General features: G+C 42.7%; 11 protein-coding genes. 6 read left to right on the forward strand and 5 right to left on the reverse strand.

Going from position 1 to position 14,076, the window contains the following annotated elements; genetic code table 11:
* Positions 1-96: 96 nt before the first annotated feature.
* From J8L84_RS09230 to J8L84_RS09250, 5 genes are all read left to right on the forward strand, one after another.
* Positions 97-1,209, forward strand: coding sequence for a hypothetical protein (locus J8L84_RS09230; protein ID WP_211070445.1), 1,113 nt, complete (start codon positions 97-99; stop codon positions 1,207-1,209).
* A gap of 447 nt (positions 1,210-1,656) precedes the next feature.
* Positions 1,657-2,121 carry a DUF3718 domain-containing protein gene (locus tag J8L84_RS09235; RefSeq protein ID WP_211070446.1) on the forward strand — a complete coding sequence of 155 codons (465 nt, stop codon included), beginning with the start codon at positions 1,657-1,659 and terminating at the stop codon, positions 2,119-2,121.
* A gap of 435 nt (positions 2,122-2,556) precedes the next feature.
* Entirely contained in the window at positions 2,557-3,435 is an 879-nt protein-coding gene (locus tag J8L84_RS09240) for a YHYH protein (protein ID WP_211070447.1), read from the forward strand.
* Positions 3,422-4,042: a toxin-antitoxin system YwqK family antitoxin gene (locus J8L84_RS09245; RefSeq protein WP_211070448.1), complete on the forward strand. Its 621-nt coding sequence runs from the start codon at positions 3,422-3,424 to the stop codon at positions 4,040-4,042. The genes J8L84_RS09240 and J8L84_RS09245 overlap by 14 nt, the downstream gene beginning before the upstream one ends.
* Positions 3,990-4,715 carry an SCO family protein gene (locus J8L84_RS09250; RefSeq protein ID WP_211070449.1) on the forward strand — a complete coding sequence of 242 codons (726 nt, stop codon included), beginning with the start codon at positions 3,990-3,992 and terminating at the stop codon, positions 4,713-4,715. Before J8L84_RS09245 ends, J8L84_RS09250 begins: the two co-directional genes overlap by 53 nt.
* A 27-nt stretch (positions 4,716-4,742) precedes the next feature.
* Here the strand turns inward: J8L84_RS09250 and J8L84_RS09255 are convergent, their stop codons facing one another.
* The 4 genes from J8L84_RS09255 to J8L84_RS09270 all read right to left on the reverse strand — a co-directional run bounded on the left by J8L84_RS09255 (position 4,743) and on the right by J8L84_RS09270 (position 9,496).
* Entirely contained in the window at positions 4,743-5,489 is a 747-nt protein-coding gene (locus tag J8L84_RS09255; protein WP_211070450.1) for a LytTR family DNA-binding domain-containing protein, read from the reverse strand.
* On the reverse strand, positions 5,486-6,514 hold the full coding sequence (locus J8L84_RS09260) for a histidine kinase (RefSeq protein WP_211070451.1): 1,029 nt from the start codon (positions 6,512-6,514) through the stop codon (positions 5,486-5,488). The genes J8L84_RS09255 and J8L84_RS09260 overlap by 4 nt, the downstream gene beginning before the upstream one ends.
* A complete protein-coding gene (locus tag J8L84_RS09265) occupies positions 6,511-7,974 on the reverse strand; it encodes an alpha/beta fold hydrolase (protein ID WP_211070452.1) in 1,464 nt (487 codons plus the stop codon). The genes J8L84_RS09260 and J8L84_RS09265 overlap by 4 nt, the downstream gene beginning before the upstream one ends.
* A gap of 193 nt (positions 7,975-8,167) precedes the next feature.
* Positions 8,168-9,496, reverse strand: a complete 1,329-nt coding sequence (locus J8L84_RS09270; RefSeq protein ID WP_211070453.1) for a M24 family metallopeptidase — start codon at positions 9,494-9,496, stop codon at positions 8,168-8,170.
* Positions 9,497-9,895: 399 nt separating this feature from the next.
* On the opposite strand from J8L84_RS09270, the gene glgC reads away from it, so the two are divergent.
* On the forward strand, positions 9,896-11,272 hold the full coding sequence (gene glgC / locus J8L84_RS09275; protein ID WP_211070454.1) for a glucose-1-phosphate adenylyltransferase: 1,377 nt from the start codon (positions 9,896-9,898) through the stop codon (positions 11,270-11,272).
* 138 nt (positions 11,273-11,410) lie between these two features.
* On the opposite strand, the gene J8L84_RS09280 is transcribed toward glgC, so the two are convergent.
* Positions 11,411-14,065, reverse strand: coding sequence for a M14 family metallopeptidase (locus J8L84_RS09280; protein WP_211070455.1), 2,655 nt, complete (start codon positions 14,063-14,065; stop codon positions 11,411-11,413).
* Positions 14,066-14,076: the final 11 nt, after the last annotated feature.

Consider the following 14,076-nt stretch of genomic DNA (forward strand, 5'->3'; position numbering starts at 1 on the left):
TATCTTTGTGGCACACTGTCATTTGAATTACCGATAAACGGTTGCATAGATACGCACAGATTTTCCAACTTAAATACGTGACATGGAATAAGTAGTATGACGTCAAACCGCCCCCTGTTTAAACACATTCGGAACCACACCGCGCTTTTCAGTGAATTGTCGCGTTATCGTAACATCGCGGTGCAGGGCCTAGGCCTTTCTCAGTACGAATTTCACAAGACCCCAAAGTTCGTTGCAGAGGATGGACGTCGGCTTACCATTGAGCCGGAGCGAAGTATTGTTTTGCCTAATGTAGAGCAACTCAAAGGCGTAAAGAGTAAGCTTGAAAAAGCCATACCTACACTCACAATGGTTGAGCACAGCGAGATTGGTTATCGCTATCCCACCGCCGCGCTGGCGGGGTTAGATGCCCCTTTTATCAAGCGAATGCGCTCTGAGTACTTTCATAAAGTTGATGAAGATCGCAGTATTTGCAGGCCTGTTAATTTGTCTTACGGCATTAAAAGCCGCGGAAAAGCAGATAATCGTCAAGAGTATGAAGTATGGATGCCTGACGAGGCACCAGAGCAAAACCCCTTGCCACTGTTAATCGATCTTTATGGCGAAGACCTACCTAACGATGTACGTCATTTTGTAGAGCAACCTTCGAAAGTGCACGGCTGGATGGGCGTTAAGCGAGCGGCATTTGAAGCTTTGTACCAAAACAAAGAAATATGTGGCGATTTGGTGATTTGTGTTGCCATGAGTGTAGATGCCTACAATATTGGCGCGCGGCCTGATTTGTCGTTCTCGCCAGAAGCTGAAAGCAGTATTGCGGCCAGCAATGCAGAGCTAGAGTGGGAAATAGAAGGCTATTACGCGCCACGTGACTGGGAGTTTGACCACGACATGGTGTGGTCGGCAATCAATCACACACTGGCAGCGATTAATGCGCCTTTAACTGATTTATACGGCAGTACCATTTTGCCAGTGGTAGAAAGCAAAACAGAACGTATTTTGTCAACGCTTAAAAGCTTAGGTGTTCAACAGGACGAAATTGATGATATGAACCTACAACCTTGGGAGTTTATGCTTAATGAAAGTTCCCATAGGGTTAAATCTCACGATCCATCCAGACCGGTTAACCTTTTAGGTAGGTTAAATCGTTTGTTCTACCAGCAAGACCGAAAACTTCCTTCATTAAACTGGATGCACGATTTAATCACGTAGTCGTGAAAGTGCAAAACCAGTTGCAGCTATTAACTTAATTAATGATGCCTGCCGCACTAAGTCGGTGGGCATTTTTGTATCTAGTGCCTCATTGCCTTTCTAATAACGTTTTATAAATACCTACCATCACTCTCGTACTATTTCGATTAGTTCGTAAAACAGTTTAAGCACGTCGGTTACTTCAAATAGGCACCTTCAGGCTACTGAATATAGCCGTATCCAATATTAGATAACAATAATATAGGTTACATATATTCGCATTTTGTAACAACGATTGTTAAAAAGGTTAAAATTTGTAAAAAAATTACAGGCTTGGTGTGAAAAGCACAGTTTTTGTCATTTTCTGTAATTTAATTACGAAATAAGCTTTCTTTTACGTAATTTTTGGTCATAATGTACTCGTTGCTTAAGAAAACTCTAATTTTGTTACACAATAGGAATTACATTATGAAACTGTCAACTTTAGCCATTGCTCTTATCTCTTCAGTAGCGTCTTTAAATGCTTTTGCTCAAGACGTTCGTTTAAACCCAGTTAATCAAAACATTGAAACGCAAGCTTGCTACACAGCCGCTACAGAAGGCTACAGAGCAGCAAAACGTTTAATTCGTGACAACGGATTAAATGTTGAGTCTTTCAGTGCATCATTGCTTTGTAACGATGTAAGCTTGAGAAAGTTTGCTGATTTATACAGCAAAAAAACGCCTAGTGAAGCTAAAGGCATCGCCCTTGTTGCTAAGAACGAAGATATCGCTTCAAAAGCATGTCTAGATGCAGTTTCAATTGGTGCAGAAGAAGCACTTGCTAAGCACGGCTTAGAAGGCGAAACCATTATTTGTAACCACAAAGAAATGTCAGTATTTGCCCGTGCATACAGCACAGAATCAGTTGTTGTACGTCCATTCTCTGAATAGTACAGTCTCACTGATTTAACGTTTGTTTACAGTTTCATGGCCCACTCGGCAACTGGGTGGGCCAGTAACTTATTTTAATCACCACGCTTGCTGGTGTTAGAAAATATCCCTCGAAAAAATTCCCTTGAAAAAACTCCCAGCGATAATCTTCACTCGAACAATATTCCCTCTTTTAAATATAAACAATCCAACCCATTATCTTAGCCTAAAAATAATTAATACCACTTACCCTTAACACCGCGTTATTCGTTTTGACACCTGTACTTTTGTATCCAGATACCTATCCGTCCTCCCATCAATAATCTCCACTGAATATGCACATTGTGCACGTAAGCACTGTGCTAATTTACTGACTATTCACGAGCCTTACGTTTGTTTGCACCGTGTATAAACCTATGAATATTGCTGCAGTAAATACCAATAGAGAGAATCACTATGTCGAAAAGTCACTACGCACTACGTGCATTATTTTGTGTAAGCCTTCTGTCGGTATTAGCAGCATGCGGCGGGGGCTCATCTACTGACGAAACCGTAAGCAGCGATACCAGTGTAGATACCGGTACCGGAGTAGATACAGGTAACGACAGTGATTCGAGTACCACAACGTGTGACTCACCTATGACCGAGCTTTCAAGTGCTTATCTTGAATTTGTTGCGGCACCTAATGTCACTATTGTGTTGTCTGAAGATGGATGCACAGTGTCACTAGAGTCCGCAGGCAAACCCGATCACACATCGTCATACTGGGATTCAGGCAATGCTAGCGGCTTATACGTTGAACCTGAAGATGAAACCTTATTTAACCAACAACGTTCCCCTGGCGACATTGAAGATTACATTAACGATTACGACTTAACTGTGCCTGTATCACCAGAAATAGCTGCCACTTCATCTGCTACGCCGTTAGGTGCGATAGGCATTGCCTTAAGCGGCGCGCCCATTTTCAACGACTCAGAAGGTACGGGAGATGTATCGTTAGGTGTAATACAAGGGTTTGATCGCAATGGTGCCCACACGGGGCCGCAAACTTATCACTACCATTTAGAGCCACAAGCTATCTCTTACGATGATGATTCGCTGGTTGGTATTATGGCAGATGGTTTTTTCATATTCGGAAGACGTTGCTATTCAACCGTAGGCTACCCGACTGATTTGGATGAGTCGAACGGGCATACATCAATAACTCTTTATACCGGTGGTTCAGAAGAAGATGCTGAATATCACTATCACATTTCTTCCGAACAATACCTAAATGGCGATTATTACCTTATTTTCCCAGGTAACTTTCAAGGTACGCCGAGTGACATTAACTAATCCATCAACCTACAAGGTATTGGTGTTCTGTGCGCTCTGGCTTACAGCAACCCATGCGTCGATAGCGTTTAACGATAGACCGCAAGTGGTGGTGTATGAAAGCGATATATCGCTAAATAAGCAAGGCGTTAGGATTTACAAAAAAAGGCCCTTTACTGGGAAAGTGGTGAGCTATCACTCAACCGGTGCGCTTGCTACAGAAGATGAATTTGTTGCCGGGCGCCGTGCAGGCATGGCTAGAAAGTGGTTTTCGAACGGTACCTTAGGTTACGAGGCTTACTATGTGTCAGGAGCACGAGAAGGCAGTGCAAAAACCTGGTGGGTTAACGGTAACCTTCGCTCGGCATTTGTGTATGAAAACGGCAAAGTCGAGGGTGAGGGCTGGCGTTGGTATAGAAGTGGTGCCAAGTTCAAGAAATTTAACTACCACGCAGGCCAGCCAACGGGCTTACAGCAAGCGTGGCGTAAAAACGGCACCTTATATTCAAATTTCGAATACAAAAATGGGCGGATTTATGGGCTTAGAAAAGCAAACAACTGTGTGGGGCTTGAAGATGAAGTTATCTCTGTTGATTACTACCAAAATCAAGCAAGTCTTAGTTTCTAGTGCACTGGTGTTGCTAGGCAGTACCAGTGTAATAACGGCAACTACAGCCTACGGCGCGGATGATTTACCCTACCAATTACCTTATTACAACAGTAAAGAATTTACCCCGCACTGGATTGAAAGCGGTAGTGAAGCGCTTGATGGTTTTCACCAAATACCCCCTTTTAGTTTTACCAATCAAGATGGTGAAGAGGTCAGCGAAAAAGACTTCGATAATAAAGTTTACGTGGCTGGCTTTTTCTTTAGCACGTGTCCGGGAATCTGCCCCATGATCCGCTCTAAGTTAGCAAAGGTGCAAGAAGCGTTTATTGACGACGATAACGTAAAAATTCTTCAGCACTCGATTAGGCCGCATACCGATACGGTTGAATTGCTAAAAGCCTATGCGGATAAAAACGGTATTGTGAGCGAAAAGTGGTATTTGGCGACAGGCGAGCGTGATGCTATTTATTCACTGGCAAAAAGCGCGTACTTCGCCAGCGACGACTTGGGTAACTTGCAAAATACAGAAGATTTTTTGCATACCGAAAGCCTATTGTTGATAGATCAGAATCGTCATATTCGAGGCATATACAATGGGCTCAATAGCGCTTCTGTCGATTATTTGATAGCGGATATTAAAGCGCTAGAAACGCAAGGAGCAGGCTCAACCTCTAAAGAGGTCTCAGAATAAGAAAAGTAAACAGGGTTACGTTGGATATTAGAGCGCAAACCGGCCTTTAAATAAGCTGGTTTGTCTTCGTGACACTTCCACTTTAGCGCCGCTTTCCATTGTTAACTCTAACGCACCAGAGCTACATGGTTGAACCGCAGTTATTTTATCTAACTGTACGACGAAGCTTCTACTTATGCGGAAAAAGTGGTTTTCGGGAAGGCGCTTTTCAATTTGGGCTAACGTTCTGTTAAGCATTGGGTGCTTATCTTCAAAGTGTACTTGAGTGTAATTGCCCATAGCTTCGAACCGCTCTACATTGGATAATGGAATTAGCCAACATTGAGTGCCGTCTTTAACAAAAAAACGCTCCTCCATTGTCATAGGTGAAGTAGCCGAGGTCTTAGTTTCTTCCAATGCTAAGCTTAGGGATAATTTTTCACATGCTTGCGCAAGTCTGGTTTGTGTAATTGGTTTTAGTAAATAATCTACTGCGTTATTTTCAAATGCATCTAAAGCGTATTGTTCAAAAGCAGTGGTGAAAATTACCTTTGGAGCGGGCAGCAATTCAGTCAGTAAATCAAACCCATTTCCGTCGGGTAAATTTATATCTAGAAAAATAACGTCTATTTGATGGTGGGCTAAAGCATCCCTAGCTTGGGCTAAATTTTCTGCTTCAGCCACCAGCGTAATATTGGGTATTTGCGTAAGTTGAGATTTTAGCTCGACACGACCCAATCGAGAATCTTCTACAATCATCGCACTATAACTTCTGGTTTGCGTTACTGATGTCATTGACCTTCCTTGATAACAATTTTTGCAGACACTTGATGTTGGTTTTCAGTTAGAGAGAAATGTGCGCTGTCGGCGTAAAGTAAATTCAAACGCTGCTTAATGTTAGTGATACCTAAGCTTGTAGAGCCTTTTGTAGGCGTTAAATTTCCTGGATTAACAACCTCAATTGATAAATTGTTATCGGCAATAATATTAATGCTAACTGTGCCCCCAGATACTAGTGCCCCAATGCCATGCTTTATGGCGTTTTCAACCAGCAATTGAAGTGCTAAACAAGGCACTTGCCACTTTTCAGTATTGCCAGACACGTTCCAAACTACCCGTAAACGATTTTCAAATTGAAGCTTATTTAATTGAATAAAGCTTATAGTAAGCTCAATCTCTTGGGGTAATGACCATACTTTGTCTTGCTTAGTTTGCAGTGTAGTTCTAAGTACTTCCGACAGTTGCGCTAAGCTGTCTCTGGCCTTATTAGTGTCTTCTAAAATAAGTGCTCGAATATTGTTAATGACGTTGAACATAAAGTGGGGATTAAGCTGATTAATCAACAAGTCCATCTGGCTTGACGCTAACGCTTGGCGTAATTCGGCTTCACGTCGATAGGCTAGTTTCAACGATTTTTGACGTTTTAGAAGTAAGTAAACAGCTGACCAACACAACAAAAAAATGAAGATGGTAGGGAAGGAAGCTACCAATTGGAGAAGCGGTAAGCTGCCCACTTCACCAAATAAATACTGTTTATTGGGAAGTAACACTAAGCCAACGATAAATATAGCGATACACGCCGCCGCAGCACTGCCTAATATTGCTTGCCCAACCCCTTTGGGTATGGAAGCTGAAACTTGATCTCGATAAAACGTTTTAAGAAAACCACTGGCTGCAAGAAGCGCAACAAATAAGCTCAGGGAGTTTACCAGCTCACCCAATTTGTAATGGGTAAAGTAACCACGTGCTAATAAGTTGAACAAGGTTAAGCTGCCCCAAATACTAATTTGGAACAGCCAAAAGGTTAAGTTTTGCTTCATTGTTGTGCTAGCCAAAGGCTTATATCCTCAACGACTTCGGGAGACAGAGTGGTGCTAATCCCTGCATACTCTTCTGGTAAGCCTTTGTCTGCGGGTTGTAATAGGTGGTTTAGGTTAGGGTAAATTTTATAAGTTAGCCATTGTTTATCAATAGATTGTATAAAGCCATCAAGGTTTTGACGAACAGGAACTTGTAAGTCTTTCGCACCATGCACTGCGAATACCGGAAGGGATAACTTTCTAAGGTAATCCTTAGGGTCGGTTTTAATGAAATATTGCATCCACTCAGATGTTAGCTGAGACAGTTGTGCTTCTTGCTGAGACGCGGGAACACCCGAAGCTGACATCAGTGCTCTAATATCTTCTTTTGAATCATCTTGTGATATCGCACTTATCAGCTTACGTTGCAGTTTATCGTCTTTTTCAAGTTCACTACTGGCCATTCCTCGCATCTTTTGGATTAAGTAAGATTGATCAATTAATATCTCCCCCCCTGTAGTGCTCGGTCCAGCAAGTGAGATGTAAAAGTCGGCAGAGGCGTTCTTGTTATTTGCCAATGCGATAGCGGCAATGAGGCTGCCTTCGCTATGGCCGATATAACCTACTTTACTTGAAGCTACCGAGTCATGATGCTTCAAAAAGCGTAACGCGGCATTGGCATCATTCGCAAAGTCTTTGCTGGTGGCGGTAGCATACTCCCCGCCTGATTCACCAACGCCTCTGTCGTCGAATCTTAGCACTGCAATACCTTTTTTAGTGAGTAAATCAGCTAGCACGGCGTATAGCTTGTGGCCAACAATATCACCGTCTTGTTGGGTTGGCCCTGAGCCCGACAAAATAATAGCGGTATGAGTAAAAGGCTGGTCGGGTACAAACAATGTGCCGGCCAAAGTATGGCCATCACTGTCATTTAAAAAGTTAACCTCTTCTACCGTATACTGAGGTGTTAGACTGGGATCTTGCGGTTTGGCTTGGCGAGTAACCTTGACTTGGGTTTTGACCAAGTCAACGGGTGCGTTAAAGCTACCTTGCTGGTAAACACCTTTTATTGTGTTTTTTTCCAATGTACCTTCGTAGCGTATACCTGCGGCATTTAATACTAACGTAATTCCATTTCCTATCTGCGAAACACTGTCAAATTGAAGGCCAAACTGGTTTTGAGCTGGAACATCTAAAGTGGCTACCAAGTCATTTTCTGATTTCTCGATGTTAAACACAAATTCAATGCTTTGGTTTTCGCTAACGCTCAGTTGCCCTTGCCAATGGCCTACAAATTTTTCGCGACTAATGCCTTCATTGTTTAGGGAAACGGTTGAAGAAGATGCGTCTGAATTAACGGCGCTACTCATGCTTTTTGGCTTAGCCTCATTATTAAGTGATTGATGATTAGCTGCATAGCAATTAAAGAAAAGGCTGCTGGCAAGCACGGTTGCGATGGTTACATGTAAATATGATTTCATTTTTATTTCCTCTTAAGTAAGTAGAGCCAGCTTACGTATAAGAAAATGGCGTATGAGCTTTTTTATATAAGCGGTAAATAAATCATGTGAGCGGTGCTAAAGTGAGGACGGAACAATCAAAACACTTTCGAAATTTTTTGGTTAGCAGTGTGCGCGCTTAAAATACATTAATAAGCGCGCGATAGTCTGTGTATTAAAGTTTTGAGGAAGAAATGAGATGGAGTACTTTTTGCCTGCCGTCGAGGTACTCTACTTTTTCACCATCGAAAAACGCATCTTCCTCTAACATAATGCGAATATCTTTACCCCATTCAGGAATGTGAGTGGCAGCATTGAGTTCAATGGAATATACGGTGTTTGGGTACATGGGGTAGTCGCCCTGTACAGGAACGCCTTCTTGGGCATCCCACATACCAATGGTTGGCCCAGCAGCGTGACCATGAAACCCAAGGGGGTGAGTATAAATAGCGGGTGTTAGACCTTCTTCTATGGCTTGTTCTCGAGACATTTTTAAAATCTCATTGCCGGTGCGTCCCACCTTAAAATTGTTGGTAAGGATATCTTGCAAACGGTTACCTGCCGCGAACGCTTTTACAATGCTCTCGGGCGGCGCGGTTTCACCAGGTTTTAACACGTATGCATGCTGTTGTTGGTCGGTGTTTAAGCGCAGGTAAGTAATGCCAAAATCAACATGGATAAGGTCTCCTGGCTGAATAGTATTTTCACCGGCGCGCTTACTAAACGCTTTTATTTGATCAAATTTTTCATTGTCGGCACGTTGAATAGACACTGAAGGATGAAACCAGTTTTCTAACCCTAATGCCTTGCTTTGATCACGCAGCCACCATATAACATCGTCAGTGGTGGTGATTCCTGGGGTTATAACTTCATTTGAAAAAGCCGTTGCAATAAGTTTGTGGCCAATTTGAGTCAGGGTAGGGTAGTGTTGCATTTCAAGCTTACTACGAGTTTCTAGCCAAGCAATGGCAAGTTTTTCACCTGATACCACACGGTCTTTGAAGGTAGGGGAAAGGGCGGCCATAAACTTGCGGTTTTCAGTGCTGCTCATGCCATCTGCCAGAGCGAACGCATCTGAAACATTTACTGCAATCTGTTTGGGGTTGCGCGCTTCGATAACTTCAGCAAGTGCTTTCCACTGATTTGGCTGGGCTTCTTTATCCCATGCTTTTTCAAATAAGTCGGCAACGGCATAGCGAGCTACCGCTAAACGCTCTAGAGGTTTTCCTTCCCCAGGGTTATAAATGACTAACATGGTATGCCTGCGGGCAGATAGCCACGTTGATGGCAGCATGGTCTTAATGACGGGGTCTTCATTGTATTCCCGCGACATGATCACCCACATTTCAATATTAGTACGCTGCATAAGACCGGGTAAAACCTGCTCGAAACGTTGCGTTAGTATTTCATCGACCAACTCGCTCCTTGCCTGCATATTCATGACATCCTTGGCCATACACTGCAAACTCACCAATACTAAAACAAGCGTACAAACTGCTCTCATTCCCTTTCCTTATTTGTTTGAATTATAAGCATGTAATGATTAAAACTAGCACAAGCTGTTTAGCTTAAGCAATGGTGACTACAATTAAGAAGAAGGGGAGTTGGTTTGTTTCATTCAAGCCAATACACGCTAAATGAAAGCCAGATAGATGCCAGATGAAAATGCGATATAGCCTGGCGTTATAATGAGTATAAGCCTTCATAGACGCGCATCGTCAATCGTATTGATGCGGATCAATACGCTAAACGAAAATTCCTTGTTTACTTAGCCTTAACGCGAAAGGCATGTTGTAGAATTTTTTTGAATTCAATGTCGGCAATTTTCCTTCAATAGATAAATTAAATTGTGATTGCAGTTTAATCATCATCGATTTAGGTATTACCCTAGCCGGAGCCAGTTATGAATGCAGAGATTGATTTACAGCAAATAATAGAAAGTACGATGGTGTTAGTGCTAGCGGGTGGGCAGGGCTCACGGTTAAAAGCACTGACTGAAACCCGGGCTAAACCTGTACTAGAGTTTGGCAGTCATTGTCGAATCATCGATTTTCCCCTTTCAAACTGTGTCAACTCCGGCCTTAACCGAATTGCAGTACTCACCCAATATAAGTCTCAGTGTTTAATTCGGCATTTAATGCAGCATTGGGGCACGTTGAATAACAGTTTTGGGGGGCGACTAGATATTCTTCCCGCTTCCCAGCAACAGTCAGAAAGCTGGTATCAAGGCACTGCCGACGCCTGCTTTCAGAATATTGAATACATTAAAGCCCGAGCGCCTAAATATGTGATGATCTTATCGGGTGATCACGTCTATCAAATGGATTACCGAAAACTGCTTGCTGAACATGTGAAAAACGGCGCTGAAATGACAGTATCTTGTATAGAAGTACCTACTAAGAATGCTGCAAACCAGTTAGGCGTATTAAGTGCTGATAGTAAAGGACAAGTAACCGCTTTCGATGAAAAACCAAGTAAACCACACCCATTATTAGATGCTCCAGAATATTGTTTAGCTTCAATGGGCAATTATGTAGTGAATGCTGAAGTGCTATATCGGCTACTTAAAGCAGACGCTAAAGCGTTAGAATCAGACCATGACTTTGGCAAAAACGTTATTCCCAACATTATTGAACAACACAAAGTGTTTGCACATCGCTTTAGAGGTGCTGATGGTTGCCAAATTCCTTATTGGCGCGATGTAGGCACTATCGATAGCTATTGGCGTGCTCATATGGATTTGCTAAACAACAGCGACATGTTGAATTTAGCCGATCCGGCTTGGCCTATCTGGGGAAGTGCCTTGTCTAGCGCGCCAACCCAAATACGGGGCGGAGCTCAAAAAGGCCAGTGCGATCTAAACCAGATACTCATTGGCACGGGTTGCCAATTGAACAATTGCCGAATACACCACACTGTTTTGTCATCCAATTGCACAGTTGGTGATGGCGCCTCACTTCAAGGCTGTGTATTGCTGCCTGATGTGACTATCGAATCTGGCGCTAAATTAAAAAATGTTATCGTAGATAAAGGCGTGACTATTCCCGCTAACTTAGCGATTGACGACGTTAATATTGCCAAACACTTCGGATTTTCAGTGAGCGAAAAAGGGGTGGTACTCATTACTCAGAAAGTTATCGATAGCTTTACTGACGTAGAGCTACATTTTGATGTACCTCATAAACCTTCGAGCGTAAGGTCAATTAGGCCTTTGCCCTCAGAGGTTACGGCTAGAAAAATTGCTCGCTCAATGGTACCAACGGCGTTGAACGAGCGTTAAGGTAAACCTAGTTAATGAGCAAAAAAATAGGCGCTAAATGCGCCTATTTTTATTTTTACAGTCTACTAACTATAGCGATTAAAGCGTTTACTATGCATAGCGTGGGCTACAAACAGAAACGATAAGATTAGTTAATGGTTAATCAATTAACGGCTCATCGTCATCTTCTTCTTCCTGCTTCTCGTATTTCTCTTCTTCTACAGGAATAACTTCCTCAGAAGAATAGTAAACACTGACAGGCGCAGAATAGTTAGGTACATCGTCGTAAGCAAAAACAGAGTAGTACTTTTCAACATTGGGGTTACCAAAGTTGTCGTAAGTATACTCATCAGAACCTGCATAAAGCTTCACGCCGTCAAGCGGCGAACGTGGCGAGTGGAAGCGGTTTCTAACCACAAACGCGCCAACTAAATCGGCATGTTTAGGGTTACTCCAACTCAGTTTCACCTGACGATTCTCTAAGGTTACGCTTAAGTTCGCTGGTGCCGGTAAAGGTTCTTTACGGCGCTCAATGTACTTAATAACCAACTTACACACTTGGTTACTGTGTAAGTCATGCCAGTTTACTAGCATGTTCTTTTCAGCACTTGAAGACGTAGAGCGAACCACGAAATGAAATGGCGCATGCTTCGCGTGCATGTCTTCCAACGCTTCACGGCAATAACTATCAAAAATAAAGTTGTGAGAGCTCTTGTCTTTGAGTTGAACGTTACTCACCTCGTAGCCAATAAACTCTTTCTTCTCTCTATTTTTAACGCTTTGATAGTCAAGATCTTCAAGACCCGCTAATTCAATGGTGAAACGAATATCTTGCGATGTAGGCAAGGCATTGTCGTTGCTCATGGTTAAGTAGGCTTCAGTGATCACCGTTTTCTTAGGATCAGGTAGATTTTCGGTTAAGAAGGTCATTTGACCGTAAACCACATCGCCGTTTGAATCGAAACCAGACTGCAGCTCGTTTTTATTCACTTCGGCTTTTGATACAGTACTAAGTGATGACGGGGTGAGCTCTACCTGTTTGCTTGGAAGCGTGTAAATAACTTCCAAGTTAGGGCGGTAATGAATACCTGAACCAAACTTTCCGTAACCAATATCAAATTGCATCATTTGCGAGTCTGCACCAAGAGGAAGTTTTCTTGGGCCTTCAACGCGAAGCAATAAGGTACCGTTCTTAATAGATTTACGAATAATGCGACGTTCAGCCACATTCAAATCCCAGTGGGACCAAATACCTTGAGTTAGCTTATCTGAGCGAATTTCATCACCTAGTGTTTGAATAGGCTTCGCTTGATGAATTTGGTTGAAGTCTGTGATGTCAGAAATTTCTGACGGATCGAGAATAGACACTGTCCATTCACCAAAATTTTCTACCTTCGCGTTAACACGGTTCATTGGGTACAAGGAGAAACTCGCATTCTTAATACGGGCTTCTTCAGGTAAGTTTTCCATGTTAAACGCTATTACGCCATAACAAATACCACGGCGTTTGTTCACACCTACAAACAGTGAGTTGTAACCGAAATGCTCGCGGTTTTTCTCAAGGGTATATTGGCCTACATAACCAATACCGCGCTTCGACGGGAACAAACCTCTGAAGTATTCATCTTCAGACAGCTGGGTCTTAAGCTTAATTTCAGGGCTGAAAGGCGACTTGGTGTCGGTAACTTTATTAACCGCACGTAAATTGTAGAAATATTTCTGGCCACTTTTAAGCTGCACATCTGTGAACGTGTGTTTGCCAATAATCGCAATAAGATTATCTTCACGACAAGGGCTTTTCACCGTTTCAGAGCGATACAATTCAAAATAGATATCATCAGATTCTGAGTAATCCCAGCATAGGGTCGCTTCGTAAACGCCCACTGATTCAATAGTGAAGTTATCTACCCGAGCAGGTGCTTCATCAGAGTAGTTTTTCGCTTCTGAAAGTGCGTAAAGTACCGCAGGTACATTTTCATCTACACTTTGCGACATATTCGCCATGTAATCAGGAATGTTGCGAGTGCCAACTTCTACCACCGCCGAAATAATACCTAGCGAATAATAATATTCACGGCCACTACCATTGATAAGGTTTGTAGGTGGCTTGCCACGGTGTATACCGTACTGGCGACCCGTTACTTTATGGATTTCACGGTTCATATTGGCGCACAATACGTTTAAGTCAGTGCCTTCAATTTCAGACTCGTGATTAAACTTATGCGCAGGGAAAAACACGTTACCTTGCGAGTGATAATCTAGCGCAATAGTAATGTTTTTATGCTCGAGTACGAAATCACGAATGGCCGCAGTTTCTGGCTCAGAAAACGCCGCTGGGCCTGAGTAGGTGTTTACCGTGGTATCAGCAGAACGCTTAAAGCGAACACCAAAGTTACGATTCAAGTCTACACCAAAGGTGCCATCGCCGTTGTCACGTCTATTTTTACGCCAAAAAGAGAAGTGGGTACGAGAATACTCAAACCCATCCGGGTTTAAACAAGGCACCATATATAAGGTATTACGGCTTAATGCTTGTTGTATAGATGGGTTGTGATCAATATTGGTTAGCACGTTATCAATAAACTTAATGGCTAACTCGTTGCCAATCCACTCGCGCGCGTGGATGGTTCCTGTAAAAAGCAGAGCGGGTTTACTATCCGCAGTTTCAATGTTAGCAGAAAGGGTAGCCATCATAATTGGCCTACCTTCCCACGTCGTTCCAATGCTATGCACGCGAATAAGCTCAGGGTATTTTTCCTGAGCTTGTTCTAAAAACGCCATTGTTTCTTGATACGAGGTATATTGTTTTTTCATTATTTCTTCTT

Source organism: Alteromonas sp. MMG017 (assembly GCF_018100795.1).
In the GTDB taxonomy this organism is placed as follows: domain Bacteria; phylum Pseudomonadota; class Gammaproteobacteria; order Enterobacterales; family Alteromonadaceae; genus Alteromonas.

Bases quoted from the DNA above. Each gene is read 5' to 3' on its own strand.
- J8L84_RS09230 (WP_211070445.1), top strand. From the start codon at position 97: ATGACGTCAAACCGCCCCCTGTTTAAACACATTCGGAACCACACCGCG.
- J8L84_RS09235 (WP_211070446.1), top strand. From the start codon at position 1,657: ATGAAACTGTCAACTTTAGCCATTGCTCTTATCTCTTCAGTAGCGTCT.
- J8L84_RS09240 (WP_211070447.1), top strand. From the start codon at position 2,557: ATGTCGAAAAGTCACTACGCACTACGTGCATTATTTTGTGTAAGCCTT.
- J8L84_RS09250 (WP_211070449.1), top strand. From the start codon at position 3,990: ATGAAGTTATCTCTGTTGATTACTACCAAAATCAAGCAAGTCTTAGTT.
- J8L84_RS09255 (WP_211070450.1), bottom strand. From the start codon at position 5,489: ATGACATCAGTAACGCAAACCAGAAGTTATAGTGCGATGATTGTAGAA.
- J8L84_RS09260 (WP_211070451.1), bottom strand. From the start codon at position 6,514: ATGAAGCAAAACTTAACCTTTTGGCTGTTCCAAATTAGTATTTGGGGC.
- J8L84_RS09265 (WP_211070452.1), bottom strand. From the start codon at position 7,974: ATGAAATCATATTTACATGTAACCATCGCAACCGTGCTTGCCAGCAGC.
- J8L84_RS09270 (WP_211070453.1), bottom strand. From the start codon at position 9,496: ATGAGAGCAGTTTGTACGCTTGTTTTAGTATTGGTGAGTTTGCAGTGT.
- glgC (WP_211070454.1), top strand. From the start codon at position 9,896: ATGAATGCAGAGATTGATTTACAGCAAATAATAGAAAGTACGATGGTG.
- J8L84_RS09280 (WP_211070455.1), bottom strand. From the start codon at position 14,065: ATGAAAAAACAATATACCTCGTATCAAGAAACAATGGCGTTTTTAGAA.